This window comes from Azonexus sp. (assembly GCF_041909095.1).
In the GTDB taxonomy this organism is placed as follows: Bacteria; Pseudomonadota; Gammaproteobacteria; order Burkholderiales; family Rhodocyclaceae; genus Azonexus.
The window spans coordinates 81,917-98,010 of sequence record NZ_JAYREB010000005.1 but is presented as its reverse complement, the minus strand read 5'-3'; the positions used below and the strand labels follow the sequence as shown (position 1 = coordinate 98,010).

At 62.3% G+C, this 16,094-nt stretch carries 17 protein-coding genes; 6 read left to right on the top strand and 11 right to left on the bottom strand.

Annotated elements, in window-relative coordinates:
• Positions 1-18: 18 nt before the first annotated feature.
• Positions 19-1,407 carry an alanine/glycine:cation symporter family protein gene (locus tag ACE3OV_RS11355; RefSeq protein WP_374327229.1) on the top strand — a complete coding sequence of 463 codons (1,389 nt, stop codon included), beginning with the start codon at positions 19-21 and terminating at the stop codon, positions 1,405-1,407.
• On the top strand, positions 1,404-2,537 hold the full coding sequence (alr, locus tag ACE3OV_RS11350; RefSeq protein ID WP_374327227.1) for an alanine racemase: 1,134 nt from the start codon (positions 1,404-1,406) through the stop codon (positions 2,535-2,537). The genes ACE3OV_RS11355 and alr overlap by 4 nt, the downstream gene beginning before the upstream one ends.
• Here alr and ACE3OV_RS11345 read toward each other — a convergent pair.
• From ACE3OV_RS11345 to ACE3OV_RS11325, 5 genes are all read right to left on the bottom strand, one after another.
• Positions 2,502-3,230: a DUF2063 domain-containing protein gene (locus ACE3OV_RS11345; protein WP_374327226.1), complete on the bottom strand. Its 729-nt coding sequence runs from the start codon at positions 3,228-3,230 to the stop codon at positions 2,502-2,504. The genes alr and ACE3OV_RS11345 overlap by 36 nt on opposite strands.
• 2 nt (positions 3,231-3,232) lie before the next feature.
• Complete coding sequence (locus ACE3OV_RS11340) at positions 3,233-4,075, bottom strand: DUF692 domain-containing protein (protein ID WP_374327225.1); 843 nt, start codon at positions 4,073-4,075, stop codon at positions 3,233-3,235.
• Positions 4,075-4,608, bottom strand: coding sequence for a peroxiredoxin-like family protein (locus ACE3OV_RS11335; RefSeq protein ID WP_374327224.1), 534 nt, complete (start codon positions 4,606-4,608; stop codon positions 4,075-4,077). The genes ACE3OV_RS11340 and ACE3OV_RS11335 overlap by 1 nt, the downstream gene beginning before the upstream one ends.
• A gap of 54 nt (positions 4,609-4,662) precedes the next feature.
• Positions 4,663-4,977, bottom strand: coding sequence for a hypothetical protein (locus tag ACE3OV_RS11330; protein WP_374327222.1), 315 nt, complete (start codon positions 4,975-4,977; stop codon positions 4,663-4,665).
• Positions 4,978-5,062: 85 nt separating this feature from the next.
• Complete coding sequence (locus ACE3OV_RS11325) at positions 5,063-5,797, bottom strand: cytochrome c biogenesis CcdA family protein (RefSeq protein WP_374327221.1); 735 nt, start codon at positions 5,795-5,797, stop codon at positions 5,063-5,065.
• A gap of 157 nt (positions 5,798-5,954) precedes the next feature.
• Between ACE3OV_RS11325 and ACE3OV_RS11320 the strand changes: the two genes are divergently transcribed.
• Together ACE3OV_RS11320 and ACE3OV_RS11315 are read left to right on the top strand one after the other, a co-directional pair.
• Positions 5,955-6,335 carry a hypothetical protein gene (locus ACE3OV_RS11320; RefSeq protein ID WP_374327219.1) on the top strand — a complete coding sequence of 127 codons (381 nt, stop codon included), beginning with the start codon at positions 5,955-5,957 and terminating at the stop codon, positions 6,333-6,335.
• Between the two features lie 267 nt (positions 6,336-6,602).
• Positions 6,603-8,036: an IS4 family transposase gene (locus ACE3OV_RS11315; RefSeq protein ID WP_374327218.1), complete on the top strand. Its 1,434-nt coding sequence runs from the start codon at positions 6,603-6,605 to the stop codon at positions 8,034-8,036.
• On the opposite strand, the gene ACE3OV_RS11310 is transcribed toward ACE3OV_RS11315, so the two are convergent.
• From ACE3OV_RS11310 to ACE3OV_RS11300, 3 genes are all read right to left on the bottom strand, one after another.
• The gene (locus ACE3OV_RS11310) at positions 8,021-9,007 is read right to left on the bottom strand and encodes an IS4 family transposase (RefSeq protein WP_374327443.1); all 987 of its coding nucleotides are present in this window, start codon (positions 9,005-9,007) and stop codon (positions 8,021-8,023) included. The two genes, ACE3OV_RS11315 and ACE3OV_RS11310, sit on opposite strands and share 16 nt — an antisense overlap.
• A gap of 176 nt (positions 9,008-9,183) precedes the next feature.
• Entirely contained in the window at positions 9,184-9,939 is a 756-nt protein-coding gene (locus ACE3OV_RS11305) for a hypothetical protein (RefSeq protein WP_374327216.1), read from the bottom strand.
• Positions 9,940-9,945: 6 nt separating this feature from the next.
• Entirely contained in the window at positions 9,946-10,698 is a 753-nt protein-coding gene (locus tag ACE3OV_RS11300; protein ID WP_374327215.1) for an inositol monophosphatase family protein, read from the bottom strand.
• Positions 10,699-11,188: 490 nt separating this feature from the next.
• Here ACE3OV_RS11300 and ACE3OV_RS11295 point away from each other — a divergent pair, with 490 nt between their 5' ends.
• Positions 11,189-12,547, top strand: coding sequence for an IS1182 family transposase (locus ACE3OV_RS11295; RefSeq protein WP_374327441.1), 1,359 nt, complete (start codon positions 11,189-11,191; stop codon positions 12,545-12,547).
• An 84-nt stretch (positions 12,548-12,631) separates the two neighbouring features.
• Here ACE3OV_RS11295 and ACE3OV_RS11290 read toward each other — a convergent pair whose 3' ends face one another.
• Positions 12,632-13,444, bottom strand: coding sequence for an AraC family ligand binding domain-containing protein (locus ACE3OV_RS11290; RefSeq protein ID WP_374327213.1), 813 nt, complete (start codon positions 13,442-13,444; stop codon positions 12,632-12,634).
• Between ACE3OV_RS11290 and ACE3OV_RS11285 the strand changes: the two genes are divergently transcribed.
• Entirely contained in the window at positions 13,433-14,776 is a 1,344-nt protein-coding gene (locus ACE3OV_RS11285; RefSeq protein ID WP_374327212.1) for a (Fe-S)-binding protein, read from the top strand. The two genes, ACE3OV_RS11290 and ACE3OV_RS11285, sit on opposite strands and share 12 nt — an antisense overlap.
• A gap of 19 nt (positions 14,777-14,795) precedes the next feature.
• Here ACE3OV_RS11285 and ACE3OV_RS11280 read toward each other — a convergent pair whose 3' ends face one another.
• Positions 14,796-15,434: a hypothetical protein gene (locus tag ACE3OV_RS11280; protein ID WP_374327211.1), complete on the bottom strand. Its 639-nt coding sequence runs from the start codon at positions 15,432-15,434 to the stop codon at positions 14,796-14,798.
• Positions 15,431-15,994 (bottom strand): pesticin C-terminus-like muramidase, encoded by a 564-nt coding sequence (locus ACE3OV_RS11275; protein ID WP_374327209.1) that lies wholly within the window; start codon positions 15,992-15,994, stop codon positions 15,431-15,433. Before ACE3OV_RS11275 ends, ACE3OV_RS11280 begins: the two co-directional genes overlap by 4 nt.
• Positions 15,995-16,094: the final 100 nt, after the last annotated feature.

Here is a 16,094-nt window from a genome sequence, read left to right as displayed (position 1 = left end):
GACAGAGAAAGAAAAAACATGGAGACAATGACCGGATTCATCACCGCCATCAACGACCTGGTCTGGGGGCCGCCGATGCTGGTTGCCATTCTTGGCACCGGCCTCTACCTGCAGCTGCGCCTGAAGTTCATGCCGATCACCAAGATCGTCGCCGGCTTCGCCATGGTCTGGCGCGGGCGCAAGGCAGTACCCGGCGCGCCCGGTGAGATCACCCCTTACGCGGCGCTGATGACGGCGCTGGCGGCCACCGTCGGTACCGGCAACATCGCCGGCGTGGCGACGGCGATTGCCGTCGGCGGGCCGGGGGCGATGTTCTGGATGTGGATGACGGCGCTGGTCGGGATGGCCACCAAGTACGCCGAAGTCGTGCTCGCCGTGCATTACCGCGAGACCGACGACCGTGGCGAGCAGGTGGGCGGGCCGATGTACGCGATCAAGAACGGCCTCGGCCGGCACTGGCGCTGGCTCGGTACCGCCTTCGCCATCTTCGGCGGGCTGGCCGGCTTCGGCATCGGCAACATGGTCCAGTCGAACAGCATCGCCGGTGCGCTCGATAGCGCTTTCGGCGTCAATCCCTGGGTGTCCGGCGTGATCATGGCGGCCTGCACCGGTTTCGTCCTGCTTGGCGGCGTCAAGCGCATCGGCGCCGTGGCGGAAAAGCTGGTGCCCTTCATGTGCGTCGGCTACATCGTCGCCTCGCTGATCGTGCTCGGCCTCTACGCCGAACAGATTCCGGCTGCGCTGATGCTGATCGTCGACAGCGCCTTCAACCCGGTGGCCGCCACCGGCGGTTTTGCCGGCGCGGCGGTGATGATGGCGATCCGCTACGGCGTCGCCCGCGGCATCTTCTCCAACGAAGCCGGTCTCGGCACCGCCGGCATCGCCCAGGCGGCAGGGCAGACGAAGAACCCGGTCGAATCCGGCCTGATCGGCATGATGGGCACCTTCATCGACACCATCATCGTGTGCACGATGACCGGCCTGGTGTTGATCGTCACCGGCGTCTGGAACAGCGGCCTGAAGGGCGCGGCGCTTAGTGCCGCCGGCTTTGACGCGGCTTTCCAGGGGTTTGGCGGGCAGTTCCTGGCCATCGCCATCACCGTCTTTGCCTTCACCACCATCCTCGGCTGGGCCTACTACGGCGAAAAGTGCTGGGAATACCTGGTCGGCACCGCGGTCGAAGTGCCTTACCGCGTGTTGTGGACGGTCTTCGTCCTGGTCGGCGCGGTCACCCAGCTCGACTTCGTGTGGCTGGTCGCCGACACCCTGAACGCCTTCATGGCACTGCCCAACCTGGTGTCGCTGCTGCTGCTGGCGCCGGTCGTCGTCCGCCTGAGCCAGGAATACTGGGCCAAGCACGAGCGCAACCGGCAGGCGGCGCTGGCCGCGGCGCGGAGCAAGGCATGAGCGGCGAGGCTTTTGCCGCCTACGGCGCCCGCCTGAGCATCGACCTTGACGCCCTCTGCGACAACTGGCGCCACCTGCGCGGCCGCCTGGCCAGCGGCGACTGCGGCGCCGTGGTCAAGGCCGACGCCTACGGCCTGGGCGCGGCGCAGGTGGCGCCGGCGCTATACCGCGCCGGTTGCCGCCAGTTCTTCGTCGCCCACCTCAACGAGGGCATCGTGCTGCGCCCCTTGCTGCCGGCCGACGCGACGCTGTCGGTGCTGCACGGCGCGCATCCGGGCAGCGAGGCCGAGTTCGTCCGCCACGGCCTGCAGCCGGTGCTCAACAGCCTGCCCCAGGTCGCCGCCTGGCGGGCGCTGGCCGGCCGGCTCGGTCGGCCGCTGCCGGCGATCCTTCAGATCGACACCGGGATGGCCAGGCTCGGCCTGGACGCCGGCGAATTCGCGCAACTGCTGGCCAGCGCCGACGGCCTGGCCGGCATTGAATTGCGCTGCCTGATGAGCCACCTGGTCAGCGCCGAAGACCCGGCGACGCCGATCAACCGCCGCCAGCTCGCCGACTTCCGCGCGGCGCTGGCGCGCCTGCCCGGGGTCAAGGCCAGCCTGGCCAATTCGTCGGGGATCTTTCTCGGCGCCGACTACCATTTCGACCTCGTCCGCCCCGGCGCCGCGCTCTACGGCGTGGCGCCGGTGGCCGGCCAGGCCAACCCGCTGCGCCCGGTGGTCCGCCTGCAGGGCAAGGTGCTGCAGATACGGCGGATCGCCGCCGGTACGGCAGTCGGTTACTCGCATACCTGGACGGCGGGCCGCGACTCGCGCCTGGCGACGCTGGCGGTCGGCTATGCCGACGGCTACCTGCGCAGCCTGAGCAATCGCGGCGTCGCCCGCTGCGATGGCGTGGCGCTGCCGCTGGTCGGCAACATCTCGATGGATACGCTGATCGTCGACATCACCGAGCTGCCCGAAGGCCGGCTCGGCGAAGGCGATTACGTCGACCTGGCCGACCCGGTCAATGGTGTCGACGCCATTGCCGGCCGGGCCGGCACCATCGGCTACGAAATCCTGACCAGCCTGGGCCGGCGCTACGCGCGCAGCTACCTAGGCGCTGCCGAGGACGACGCCCTGGCGGCTTAGTTCGGCCAGCAGCTCGACGCCGAAATCGACCAGCCGGTCGGGGTCGGCGTGCTGCAGTTCGGCAGCCAGCCGGCGACAGGCCGCCTCGCCGCTCTGTGGGGTTTCGGCAAGCAGGGCGAGCAGGCGGGCGGTGACCGGGTTGGTTTCGCTGAAGCGGACGATGTCGTCGGCGTCGCGATAGACCAGCAACTGTGTTGCCTGCGCCTTGCGCGGGCGCCAGTCGGGGCCGATGCGGTGTACCGGCCAGGCGTAGGCGAGGTTGAACAGCACCGGGTTGAGGACGACCGTGCCGTGGCGCAGGTCGCCGCCCGGGTCGTGCGCCGGGATCGGCGCGTCGGCGATGTCGGCAGCGAGCTCGACCCATTCGTAATGCGCCAGCTCCGGCAGCCAGCGCGGCAGGCGCAGGCCGGGCGTGTCGGCCAGGAAACGCATGAATTCGCGCGGGATTTCACGGAACCACGGCGTGCGCAGCGGCCAGTCGCGGCGGAAGCGGCGCCCCAGGCGCAACCAGCGCGCCTCGCCGAGCAGCGTGCGGCAGACCGGGAAGGCGCTGTCGACAAAGCCCTGCAGGTTGTTGCCGACCAGTTCCTGGTACACGGCCATGCCGCGCGCCGGCACGCCGGCCGGGCGCGGCGCGCGTTGCGGGTCGCGCAGGTGGCGGGCGAAGGCTTGCTGGAAGTTCTGGAATGTCATGTTCAGGCCGCCTTGCGCTGCTTTGCCGCGGCCTGCAGGCGGGCGATGGTGTCGATTTCCGTAGTCAGGGCCGCCAGATCGGGGAAATTGAAGTCGCGTTCGAGGCAGGTCGGCACTTCGCCGCCGATGCGCGCGTAGGCGTCGGCGAGCAGCGCCCACACCGGGTCGATCACCGGCGCGCCGTGGGTGTCGATGATCAGCCCGTCCGGCTCGACGTAGTGGCCGGCGACATGGACGTAGCAGGTGCGCGCCAGCGGCAGCGCGGCGAGGAATTCGTGCGCGTCGAAACCGAAGTTGCGGCTGTTGACGTAAATGTTGTTCACGTCGAGGTGGAGCAGGCAGTCGGCGGCCTCGGCCACGGCGCTGATGAATTCGGCGGCGTTCATCTCGGCGCCGGGCGGCTCGACGTAGGTCGAGGCGTTCTCGATGCCGATCTGCCGGCCGAGGATGTCCTGGGCGCGCAGGATGCGTTCGGCGGTCCAGCGCACGGCGGCCTCGGTCTGCGGGATCGGCAGCAGGTCGTAGAGTTGGCGGTCGTCGGCGCACCAGGAGAGGTGTTCGGTGTACAGCGTCATCCCGTGTTCGCGCATGAAATCGCGGATGCGGTAGAGCAGCGCCGTGTCGAGCGGCCCGCTGCCACCCAGCGACAGCGACAGGCCGTGGCAGACGAAGGGGTAGCGCTCGGTGAATTCGCGCAGTTGGCGCGCCGAGCGCCCGCCCATGCCGGCCCAGTTTTCCGGCGCCAGCTCGAAGAAATCGATGACTGCCGGCACGCCGGCCTGCAGCGGGGCGATCAGTTCGCGCCGGAAACCGAGGCCGGCGCCATGCGGCGGACGGGCGTGCATCAGGCTTCTCCGCGCGCCGGGTAATCCTTGGCGACGACGAAGTCGATGGCGCCGAGCAGGTCCTTGAAGTGCGGCCGGGCGAAGGGCATGGTCTGCACGTTGGCCCAGTACAGGGTGAGATCGGGGCGGATCAGGAAGATGCCGGGCTCGGAAAAGCGCGCCGGTTCCTCGACGCCGGCCGACGTCAGGCCGCGGCTGGTGGAAATGTACAGGCCCCAGGCGCGGGCATCGGCCTCGTTCAGGCCGTAGCCGAGGTCGAGCTTGTCGAGCGACCATTCGTCGGCGGCGCGACGGGCGCGTTCCTCGCTATCCGACGACAGCACCTTGACGACCACGCCACGGGCGGTGAATTCGTCGTGCAGGCGGTTTAGTTCGGTCAGGTAAGCCCGGCACAGCGGGCAGTGATAACCGCGGTAAAAAACCAGCAGCGTGAAGGTCGGCGCCTCACCGGCAGCAAGCGCGAGGCGCTTGCCGGAAAGCCGCGGCACATCGAGCGCCGGGACCGTCTGGCGGGGAATCAGGGATTGTGGCATGGGGAATTCCTTGAAAATGGGCCGGCGCAAGGCACCGGCCCGGACCGTCTGGGCTTACTTGGCAGCGCCGCACTTGCCTTCGCCGCACTTGCCGTCCTTCTTCTTGTCGGCAGCCTTCTTCTCGGCACCGCACTTGCCTTCGCCACACTTGCCGTCCTTCTTCTTTTCAGCCGCCTTCTTGTCGGCACCGCATTTCGCTTCGCCGCATTTGCCGTCCTTGCCTTTGGTGTCGGCCTGCGCCAGCTGGTAGCCGGCCGACAGCTGCTTGGCGGCGAAGGGGTTGTCGGCGGCGGCGTGGGCAACCGGGGTCAGGGCGACGGCGGCAAAGGCGGAACCGATGGCCAGCGAGGTGAGGGTTTGCTTTTTCATGATGATCTCCGTTGAGGTGGGGGTGAGGGCAGAAAGCCTGCCTGTTGATTCGTCGGCGCCGGGGCCGGGTTTCTTACAGATGATTTCAGAAAAGCGTGGTGAGTCGGACCCAGGAATCCGGCAGATGTTCAACAATCCGCGCTTCCAGCCACTTGTCGGCGCCGCTCAGGATGGCGATGCCAGTGAGCAGCAACAGGATGCCGAACAGGGTCTTGATGCGGCCGATGTGTTGCATCACCCAGCCCCGGGCGCGGCCGAAACCGGCGCGCGAAGCGTAGGCGACACCAACCAGCGGCACCGCCGCGCCGATGCCGAACAGCCCGAGTACGACGCCGCCACGTAGCGCCCCGCCTTCTGCCGCCACCAGACTCAACGCGGCGCCGAGCAGCGGCCCGGAATAGGGACTCCAGACCAGCCCGAGCACGCCGCCAAGCAGAAAAGCGCCGCTCAGCGAACTGCCATTCAGCCGCGCCGACGCGGCGTTGGCCTGGCTGGCGATGGGCAGCATCCATTCGGTGAAGCGCGCATTGAGCGCCGGCACCAGCATGACCAGACCAAAAACCAGCAACAGCCAGCCGCCGAAAGTCCGCACATGGTCGCCATCAATCCCCAACGCCGGCCCGAGCGCGCCGAGCAGCACCCCGATCAGCGCAAACGACAGCGCCATGCCAACGCCCATCGCCACCGGTGCCAACCGGTTCTGCTGCACCGCCCCGCCAACCACCAGCGGCAACACGGGAAAAACGCAGGGCGACAGCGTGGTCAGGCTGCCCGCCAGCAGGGCGAGGCCGAGAACGGCGGGGGAAAGGGTTTCGAGCATGATGACGTCTCCTTGAGTTGGAGATTGGTCGTGCTGGGGGGCGGGTTTCTTACACTAGAATCGGTCGGACGATGGCGCTGGGAGAGATCATGGACGATACGGATATGTTGCGGTCAGAGCGGATTGCCCATGCGCGCGGCCTGCCCTCTGAGCCGGAATGCTGATCACCCTGTTTGGCAGTACCGGACGGCGGCGCCTGCTGGTGCTGGGGCTGGCACTACTGGTGCTGCTCGGTGTGTTGCTGATGCTTCAGTCCGGAGGTGGGCTCTTCTACGGTAGCCAGCGTGCCTTGCTGCAAGCTCAGAAGTCAGCACAGTTCACCCTGGTCGGCACGTTCGGCAAACCCGACTGGCCGGCACTGGTTGTTGGTCGTAACAGCGGCATTGGCGAGGTCGATTTCGTGACTGCGGAAGGACAGGCGCATCGCTACCAGGGATTCAGCGGCGCCATGCAGGCGCTGCATTTTCGCAGCTTAAGCGGGCGGAGTTTCACGCTGGTGTTCGTCCGGCACGTCGGGGGTCGTGATCCATCCTCGTGACTTAGCCCTTTGTCATGGAGCGGTCTTGTAGGCATGCGACTTGTGTGGCTTGGGGCGGATTGGTCGAGGCCGGCTTCGTCCGGAGACGAATTTCTGAAGGTTGCTGGCGATTTCACAGAAGAGTTCGACGGCGATGCGGGCGGTCATACGAAACATGCATGCGAGGACGCGCGGCAGGAGGCGGCAAAGGTGGCTGAAAGCGATGGTGCGATTGACCCGCCAGGGCGCATACCGTTCCACACAACGCAATTTGCATAGTCTGAGCCGATGATTTTTCCTGCTGATTTTGCGGTTGGGCGCAGCAATCTGGTACACCCGTTGCTTTCGAGTTGTCTTTTCTATGGAAAGACGATGATGGAGGCGTGGGCGATGGAAGAGTTTGCCGGAGCGGCATTGGGAGATGAACGGCTGAATCAACGGTTGGTGAAGCTGGCGACATGGTTTGCTGACAAGCCGACGGCGAGCATTCCTGGGGCGTGTGGTGATTGGTCGGAAACGCAGGCAGCGTACCGATTTTTCGAGCAGTCGAGCGAGCAGAAACGGGCGCTCGGCTGGCAGGATATGCTGGCGCCGCATATGGCATGTAGCGAAGCCCGAATGCGCCAGCATCCGGTGCTCCTGTGCCTGCAAGACACGACGGAGCTGGATTTCAATGGGCAAGAGATGGTAGGCCTTGGGCCTCTCTCCCACGAAGTGCAGCGCGGCATATACCTGCACGCGACGTATGTGGTGACGCCGGGTCGCGAACCACTCGGCGTGACAGATGCCTGGATGTGGGCTCGCGAAGCCAAGGGAGAAGACGGCCAACGCCCCGGCATTCTCGAAAGCCGACGCTGGATCGAAGGCTATCAACGTGTTGCCGAGACGGCCCAGGAAATGTCCGGCAATCGCCTCGTCTATGTCGCCGACCGCGAAGCCGACATTCTTGAATTGATGCAGTGTGCGCACCAATTGGGTACGCCGGCAGACTGGCTGATCCGCTCGCAACACAACCGTAGTTTGCCGGACGGCGGCAAATTGTGGGCAAGCGTGCTTGCCGATGCGCCTTTGGGCGAGGTCGAGTTCATGATGGCAGCGCGCCAGGGGCAAGCGGCGCGGGAAGTACGGCAACAGCTTTGGGCGCGCCCAATCAGTCTGCCGGATGGTCGGGGTGGTCAATTGTCGGTCACCTGTCTGATCGCCAGAGAGATCGGCGCCCCGGCGGGTTGCAAGCCGTTGGAGTGGCGTTTGCTGACCAACCTGACGGTTGAAAGCCATACCGCCATAGTCGAGTTGATTGACTGGTATCGCTGCCGCTGGGAGATTGAGACCTTCTTCCATGTGCTCAAGAACGGTTGCCGGGTGGAAGCATTGCAACTGGGCAGCGTTGCCAAGCTGGAACTGGCATTGGCCGTCTATCTGGTGGTTTCCTGGCGGTTGGCCCGTCTGGTCAAGCTGGGGCGAATCCATCCCGACCTGGAGGCCAGCGCGCTCTTCACCGAAACCGAGTGGAAAGGCGCTTACATTCTGGCAAAGAAGGCCATCCCCAAGACCGCACCGTCGATGCGCGAAGTCGTTCGACAAATCGCCATGCTCGGCGGCTTCCTCGGCAGAAAAGGCGACGGCGAACCCGGCGTCAAAACCCTTTGGCTGGGCATGCAACGTTTGCGGGATTTCGTCGAGGGAATGGAACATATGCGGGCAATTTACGATGCCACATGAGTTGTGTAGAACGGTATGCAGGGCGATCCCGTTGGCAGGCGTTGTTCGGTGGCCAGATAGGCGGCCAGCCAGGTCAGACCGGAGGTGTGCTCAAGATTGAGACGATGCTTGAGACGCTTGAAGGCCTCCTCGATACGCCAGCGGCGGTGGTAAAGATCGCTGAAAACCGCCGCGGGATAGGCTCCGGTATCGAGCAGGGAAGTCATGAGTACGCGTACTTTGCCGGCCGGCGTCACCTGGCGGATCAAGCGCATGGTCGATGCCTGGCGGGGACACTCATAATCGATGGCATCCTGGCGATGTGGCGGCGGCAGTGTCACCACGGCTTCGGCCTGGCCGGAGCGCATGAACTGGGTGACGGTCGCAAAAGTCGACGAAGAATCGCAGCGCATGCAAAACGGAATGCCTCGATGGAGCAAGGCCGCTACCAGCCAGGCGCCTGGATAACCCCGATCCAGCACCAGCATGTCCTGGCTGCCCAAGCGGTCCAGGCGCTCGAACAGCATCTGCCGTTCGCCGACCAGAGCGCTGTGCAGGATCAGCGAATCGAACAACTCGATGCCTGGGCGAAACAAGCCGAACAAGGTGGCCTCGCGAATACTGCGCTTGCCCTCCTGGTCGAGCAAGGTCAGGCGAACTTTGGAAGCGTCGGCGGCCAGGACTCGCAAGCCTTGCCAGAGTGGCTGCGCGAGAATGCAGTCATCGACCAGGCGCAGCAATTCCGCATTGAGCGGCTCGAATACATTGGCAGAAAGGCGGCTGCGCGCCTTCGAGAAAGCGCTGGCAGAAACCTTGCGGCACAACCGGGTTCGCCTGCCCAGCAAGGCAAAGAAGGCGTCCAGTTCAACCTGCACGGCGCCCCGGACGCCGGAGAGCAGGAAGGCGATCAGGCAAGGAAAGGTCAGATCGCGTTGGCGAGTGAAATGCCGAGGGCTACGGCGGGCGGTTTCAAGAAAAGCGGGGCTCTGAATGAAAGCGGCGAGCCGGGAAAGTGTGTTGACATATTTAGGCCGTCACATTTAGCCTATAAATATCAATTGGTTACGTTACAAATTATAGCGCAAGCGGGTCATGTCGGCGCCGAAGTATGCCAAACTGCTAAGTCACGAGGATTGGGAAGAGAAATCCCCTGGCTACCCGATTATCTCTATATCTTGTACACATCCAACAACTCCACGGCGGCTACTCCCCCATTTACGATGTCAGCACTCAGCACTGCTAAAAAATTAGGTGATTTAATCCCAACTTTCTTTCTTAGTTCTTCGAACCTACCCTTCGCAGTTAAAATATCGTTAAACAGCCATAATGCCGCACCACTTGTTCCATATGATGTTAAGCCCGCGCAATACACAGATCGAGTTGAGCTTGTAACTGGAGAGAATGGGTTTTTCCAGCAAATCACCAAACACACATCCTTGGCAGGAAGTCCTTTCTGAATACTTAAAACTGAAGTATCGTATGTGTTGCCTTTTATTTTGATCTTTGCATCATTATCATTGACTTCCAACTGAAGGTCAGGGTTGTTATGCGCAAATTTTTGCAAAAAACGCTCACTGTAATCATTCTTTGACGGCCCTCCCAAGAGAACCAAATCACCAACAGGTCTAAGCGCCAATCCCCTCCCCAAATGAACGTAAATAGCCTTATTCTTATAAAATTTCCCTATAAATTTTGATAAATGGGAAACTCCTTGTACCTGCCCTATCCCTGTAGTTGCTCTTTGGACCTTGGCTCCTTTTGGAGAGGTAGAAACAGAGGAGGTTGTTATTATTACATCAAGGTTCGAGGATTTATCGAAAGCCAGAAATTTTCTCGTGGGAAAATAATCCAATAGATAACTATAAGAAAGGTAAGCTAATGGAATTAGGCCAATTAAACCGATTATTATAGATAGAATATCCATGATTATTTATCCCAAAAGTCTTTTCATTTCGTCGAGCAAGGTTTCCGTATTGCATGAGATATAGTTGCATTGATAGCTATCCCCTGACAATGCAATGAAAGTACTGCATCCACTTTCTAAAGCGATTAGATTTGCAGCAGCCACATCCCACACGTACAAGCCGTCTTCAAAGAACGCTTTCCATGTGCATTTAGCAACACGGCATATATCTAGTGCTGCTGAACCGGACTGTCTGAGAATATACCCATTCCGAATTAAAATAGTGATTGCTTTGGCGATTTGATCCAGCCTAACTGATGCATCAGCAGGTAACCCATACGCGACGATATCTAATTTTGGATGTTCATGATTGATTGGTTTTTCATTTAAATATGCTCCTCGATTCTTAATTGCTGTATAAACCTCATCATAAAAAGGTAGATATATTACGGAAAGAACTGCATTAAAATTTTTATCAACCAATGCTACTGAAATAGCAACATCAGGAGCGCCCGCTATAAAGTTCATGGTTCCATCAATCGGATCAATCAACCAAATGCGCTCGCTCGTCCAATTAAAGCTTGATGCAGACTCTTCACTAAGCACATCGACATCGACAACGCGCCTCAATGAATCGCTAAGAAAATCACTTATTAGGATATCTACATTCGTTGATGGATTTTTATCTTCTCCAAAAGTCTTAATTGAATCTCTCAGGAACAATGATGCCTGCTTTACTAGCATCGACACCTCGTTAACAGCAGTTTCTAAATCATCCATATGTCACCTTTTTGTTACCCATTGCACTTTTGGGTGATAACGTTTGAGTTGAGGGGCTGCCGAGCGAAGCGAGAGTACCGAGAAGCGCAGCTTCTCGGCAGTTCGCTCGAACGAAGGGTGTGCGCCCAGCATGGGCGCGATGTAACGGGGTGTAAGTCCCCAGTGGGAGTACCGATCTTGTTGCATGCGATAAGAATAACCACTAGCCGAAGGCAAGGGCAAGCTTGTGAAGGCGTGTCTGAAGGGTGAAGGCGGGGTTTGTGAAAGCGAACTGCGTATTTCACGCCATCGTGACCGGTGATTTCGCCGAAGCGTGACCGCGATTTCGCGCTGAACGTGACCGATGAGGAAGATGTTGCATGAATAGTTCAAGGTAGCCAAGGTAGCCTCGCCGCTTTTTGCAGGGTCTCCGCACTCGCCTAGCAGCCTGTCGGACTAACCCTGCCCTGATGGGATAATGACGGCCTACCCACCGACACCCGCCCAAGAAATGAGTCGCTTCCATCCTGTTGACCGTCAGATTGGTTATCTACTCCCGCCCTCTGTTGATGAATGGCTGCCGGAAGACCACCTTGCCCGGTTTGTTGTCGAGGTGGTTGATGGTCTCGATATCAGCGCCTTGGAGAAAGCCTACGCTGGACGGGGTAGCACGGCGTATCACCCCTCGGTGTTGTTGTCCTTGCTGGTCTATGGCTACGCCAACGGCGTTTTCTCAAGTCGAAAGATTGAGCGGGCGACCTATGACTCGGTGGCCTTTCGCTTCATAGCGGCCGGCACGCACCCTGACCATGACACGCTGGCGAGCTTTCGCCGGCGCTTTCTCGACGAGTTGGCCGGGCTGTTCGTGCAAGTGCTGGAGATGGCGCGGGAAATGAAACTGTTGAAGCTGGGCACGGTGAGTCTGGCCGGCACCAAGATCAAGGCGAATGCCTTGCGCCATAGTGCGCTGTCGCACGGGCACATCGAGCAGCTTGAAATCCAGCTCAAAGCGGAAGTCGAATCCTTGCTGGCGCAGGCCGAACAGGCTGACCAATCCGCCGTGCCAGATGGCATGAATCTGCCCGAAGAAATCGCCCGCCGCCAGGCACGACTGGCGGCCATGGCCACAGCCAAAGCCAAGATTGAAGAGCGCGCCAAAGCCCGCTTCGAGAAAGAGCAAGCTGAGTACGAGGCCAAGCTGGCGCGACGCGAACAGAAGACCAAGGAAAGCGGCAAGAAGCCTGGTGGCAAGCCGCCGAAACCGCCGGTGGCAGGACCCGAGGCGCAAGACCAGCTTAATTTGAAGGATGAACAATCGCGGATCATGCCGGTGCCAGGCGGTGGCTTTGAGCAAGCGTACAACGCCCAGGCGGCGGTCGACACGGACAGCATGCTGGTTGTTGCACTGGATGCCACGCAAGCCTGCAACGACAAGGAACAGGTGGTGCCGATGCTTGAGCAGTTGGCAACGCTGCCTGCCTCTCTGGGTGAGCCGAAGGCACTCGTGGCAGATACGGGTTTTTATAGTGTCAGGAATATCGAAGCCTGCGAGGCACACGGCATCGACCCGTTCATTGCGGTGAAACGGGATGAACACCACCCGGCGCCGCTGGAACGCTTTACCGAACCGGTCGCCTTGCCGGCCGATGCAACGCCTGCCCAAGCCATGGCGCACAAAATGAAGACCAAGGCCGGCCGAGCACTCTATGCACTGCGCAAGCAAACCGTCGAACCCGTGTTCGGCATCATCAAGTCCGAGCTGGGCTTTCGTCAGTTCTCCCTGCGCGGCCTCACGAAAGTCACGGGTGAATGGACGCTGGTTTGCCTCGCGTGGAATTTGAAGCGCATGGCCGTATTGCGTCCGCAGTAGCAAAAACCAGGAAAAATCGTTCGTCTTAAAGCAAAATTCAGCGAATTTCGGCCATCCTGGCTCAATTTCATCAGCCTGGGCGCCTCAAGACCGACAGGCTGCTAGGCGATACTTTGTTGTTATACGACAGGATGTTGTTTCGTCTTGTCTCACCGCAATCCCCGCCGCAATCGCCAGCATGACCACGCCCGAGCCGCGTTCGATGTGGCGCAGGTGGTGGCGGAACCAGTTGAGCAGGCGGGGGGGGGCGACGCTGCGGGCGATCAGGGCGTCCCAGGCGAAGACGGTGGCGGCCATCCACAGGCCGTAGAGCGTCTGTTCGCCGGCCGGGGTGGCGAGCAGATGGCCGAGGGCGGTGGCGAACGGGGCCGGGTCGGTGCTTTCGTGGCAGGCGGCGAAAACCTGGCCGAAACGCTCATAGGCGAGCGGGTCGCGGGAAAGCTGCCAGGGGTGTTTGGCGAAGGTAGCGCCGGCAGCATGCGTGGCCAGGAAATCGTCCATCCACGCGGCGTCGAGGTAGAGCATGCGGTAGCTCCAGGCGGCGTGGTCTTCCGGGTTGCAAGCGTGTACCTGTTCGGGCGGGATGACGACCGGTCGCCGGGCGCCAGCCGGTAGCAGGCCTGCGAGTCGGCGGCGCTGCGCGCTTCGACGAAAGGCAGCGCGGGCGAACGGTGAAAGCGCGGCGGCCTGCGCGCGGCCGGCGGTGTTCTGGGGGCGGCGGGAGTCATGGGGCGATTCTCTCAGGGATGGCGCCTGCCTGTCGAACCGCAGGCCGAATATCGCTGGCCGGGTTCGGCATTGTCGCGAATGTGACAAGTTGTTTTTGCGCAGGTCATTGATTTGGCTATGCTTTGTTGTGGCGCTGATTTTGCTTGCCTGAAAGTCATGAAAACCCATCTCGACTGGTCGGCCTACGACACCTACGGCGTCGGCGACGCCTACGCCGGCATTCCCGCCACCGGCGGCAACTACGCCAAGGCGGTGGCGGTGTGCATGAACAACCATCAGTGCCAGCGCGACGGCAAGGGCGTGATGTGCCCGAGCTTTCGCATCACGCACGACCCGGCGCATTCGACCGGCGCCCGGGTCAAGGCGTTCAAGGCGGCGCTCAATGGCGAGTTGGGCGAAGACCCCTTCGCCCATCCCGACCTCGCTGCCGCGATGGACCTCTGCGTGTCGTGCAAGGGCTGCAAGAAGGAATGTCCGAGCGCGGTCGACATGACGCTGATCAAGACCGAATACCTGGCGCAGAAGAACGAGCGCCTGGGCGTTTCACGTCGCGCCCGGCTGTTCGGCGCACTGCCGCGCTGGCTGAACGAATGGCGACCAACGCTGGAGGTGCTGGTGCGCTGGCGCAATGCCTCGCCCTGGGGGGCAAAACTCGCCGAGCGCTGGCTCGGCATCTCGGCCCGCCGGCCGATCCCGGAAATCGTCGCCACCGGCTTCAAGGCCGACGCCGCGCCGGCCAGCGGCGAACGCGGCAAGGTGGTGCTCTTCGTCGACACCTTCACGCATTACTACACGCCGGAAATCGCGACGGCCGCGCTCAAGGTGCTGCGTGCTGGCGGTTACGCGGTCGACGTGCTCGAACCGGTAAAAACCGACACCGAGCCGGAGCGCCCGCTGTGCTGCGGCCGCACCTACCTGTCGCAGGGGCTGGTCGAGGAAGCCCGGATCGAAGCGCGCCGGGTGATGGCCGCGCTCGCCCCGGCGCTGGCCGCCGGCACGCCCATCGTCGGCCTTGAACCTTCCTGCCTGCTGGCGTTGCGTGACGAGTTCTTCAGCCTCGGCCTTGGCTCCGAGGTCGGCCAGCTTTCCAAGCAGGCCTTCCTGTTCGAGGAATTCCTCATGCGCGAAGGCAACAAGGGGCTGAAGCTCGCCCTCAAGCCGATTCCCGGCGGCCGCGCGCTGGTGCATGGCCACTGCCACCAGAAGGCCTTCGGCGCGATGAAGTCAGTGAAGAAGGTGCTCGCCTGGATACCGAATTTCGAGTTCGAGATCATCGACGCCAGTTGCTGCGGCATGTCTGGCAGTTTCGGCCTGGAAGCCGAACACCACGACGTCTCGTTGGCCATGGCCGAACTCGCGCTGCTGCCGGCGGTGCGCGCTGCGGGTGAAGACACGCTGATCGTTGCCGACGGCTTCTCCTGTCGCCACCAGATCGCGGACGGCAGCGGCCGCGACGCGGTGCATGTGGCGGTGCTGCTGGCGCGGGCACTGGCCGCTTGAGGCCCCGTCGGCGGTGTGCTCAAGGCCGGGCGACGAGCGGGCCGTGCGCCGCCGCGACGGGCAGGCGCAGCGTCGCATAGCCGCGATAGTTGCCGGCTTTCGCCTCGTCGCTGAACCAGACCAGCCATTCGCGTCCGCCGTCGGCGGCGACGATGTCGGCGATGACTTCGAAGCGGTAGCGCCAGTCTTCGGTCTCCAGCGTTACCGCGTGGGTTTCGACTTGCGGTACGGCGCCGCCGATGGCGGCGAGCGTGAACGTCTCGCCCAGGCGCGGTCGCAGCGACGACGGGAAGCTGCGCAGGTCGAGACGCTGCAGCAGTTCGTGGCCGTAGGACGACGCTTGGGTCGCCGCCGGCGGCAGCGCCTTGGCCTGGTCGAGCAGGGCCAGCGCGTCGCACACCAGGTAGGCCTGGGCGAGGCCGCGATTGTTGACTGCTTCGTCGACCGCGGCGCGGGCTTGCTCGGTCAGGTAGCCGTGACAGTCGCGCACCGTGTGGCCGTTGGCGAAGCGTAGCGGCGGCCGGACGGCGGCCATCGTCTGCGCCTCGTTCGCCCAGGCCTGGCGCAGGCCGGCGTTGAAGATGTCGCGTTCGGCGGGCTTGCCCGGCACGGCGGCGCAGGCGGCAACGAAGAGCAGGAGGGGGAGGAGGCGCTTCACTTGACGATTTTCTCCAGCAGGGTGGCTTCCAGTCCGCGCCGCGTCGGGTAGGCGTCGCCGAAGGCGCGCAGCAGTTTGACCGCTTCGGCCCAGTCCTGGCTACTGACGGCTTTCCAGAATTTCGGCGTCTTGGCGCTGAGGTCGCCGTACTGGAAGGATACCGAGGCGATGACGGTTTGTGCTTCGGCTGGCAGCGAGTAGAAGTCGGTTTTCGCGGTGTTGTCGATGGCGGCCGCGTAGCGGCGCTTCAGTTTGTCGACTTCCTTGGCCTTCACCGCCTTGTCGATCTCCGTTGCTTCCGCCGCGGAGATGGTCAGGCCCTTGGCGCTCAGTGCGTCGGTCGCCGCCTTGGCGGTCTTGCCGAGATAGGGCTTGAGTTTGCTGACCAGTTCGGCGGACAGGCCGAGGTTGTTCAAGTCGGCCTCGTTGCGCTGGCCAAGGTCGAAACCCGTCGCCACCGTCACGCCGCTCTTGCTCACCTCGCTCGCCGGAACATAGGCCTCGGTGATGCTCCCGCCCTCGCGGTCGCTGATGAATTTGTAGTCGATCTGGTTTGCCATGTCCTGTCCTCGTCCTGGTGAGCTTGAAATGATTGGCCGCTATTCTAGGTTGAAGCCAAGGGCATATGACAGAAAGTTTTTTTGATGCTGGGCATGGCGC

Excerpts from the sequence above, each read along its gene's own strand:
- ACE3OV_RS11355 (WP_374327229.1), top strand. The coding sequence starts at position 19 with ATGGAGACAATGACCGGATTCATCACCGCCATCAACGACCTGGTCTGG.
- alr (WP_374327227.1), top strand. The coding sequence starts at position 1,404 with ATGAGCGGCGAGGCTTTTGCCGCCTACGGCGCCCGCCTGAGCATCGAC.
- ACE3OV_RS11345 (WP_374327226.1), bottom strand. The coding sequence starts at position 3,230 with ATGACATTCCAGAACTTCCAGCAAGCCTTCGCCCGCCACCTGCGCGAC.
- ACE3OV_RS11340 (WP_374327225.1), bottom strand. The coding sequence starts at position 4,075 with ATGCACGCCCGTCCGCCGCATGGCGCCGGCCTCGGTTTCCGGCGCGAA.
- ACE3OV_RS11335 (WP_374327224.1), bottom strand. The coding sequence starts at position 4,608 with ATGCCACAATCCCTGATTCCCCGCCAGACGGTCCCGGCGCTCGATGTG.
- ACE3OV_RS11330 (WP_374327222.1), bottom strand. The coding sequence starts at position 4,977 with ATGAAAAAGCAAACCCTCACCTCGCTGGCCATCGGTTCCGCCTTTGCC.
- ACE3OV_RS11325 (WP_374327221.1), bottom strand. The coding sequence starts at position 5,797 with ATGCTCGAAACCCTTTCCCCCGCCGTTCTCGGCCTCGCCCTGCTGGCG.
- ACE3OV_RS11320 (WP_374327219.1), top strand. The coding sequence starts at position 5,955 with ATGCTGATCACCCTGTTTGGCAGTACCGGACGGCGGCGCCTGCTGGTG.
- ACE3OV_RS11315 (WP_374327218.1), top strand. The coding sequence starts at position 6,603 with ATGATTTTTCCTGCTGATTTTGCGGTTGGGCGCAGCAATCTGGTACAC.
- ACE3OV_RS11305 (WP_374327216.1), bottom strand. The coding sequence starts at position 9,939 with ATGGATATTCTATCTATAATAATCGGTTTAATTGGCCTAATTCCATTA.
- ACE3OV_RS11300 (WP_374327215.1), bottom strand. The coding sequence starts at position 10,698 with ATGGATGATTTAGAAACTGCTGTTAACGAGGTGTCGATGCTAGTAAAG.
- ACE3OV_RS11295 (WP_374327441.1), top strand. The coding sequence starts at position 11,189 with ATGAGTCGCTTCCATCCTGTTGACCGTCAGATTGGTTATCTACTCCCG.
- ACE3OV_RS11285 (WP_374327212.1), top strand. The coding sequence starts at position 13,433 with ATGAAAACCCATCTCGACTGGTCGGCCTACGACACCTACGGCGTCGGC.
- ACE3OV_RS11290 (WP_374327213.1), bottom strand. The coding sequence starts at position 13,444 with ATGGGTTTTCATGACTTTCAGGCAAGCAAAATCAGCGCCACAACAAAG.
- ACE3OV_RS11275 (WP_374327209.1), bottom strand. The coding sequence starts at position 15,994 with ATGGCAAACCAGATCGACTACAAATTCATCAGCGACCGCGAGGGCGGG.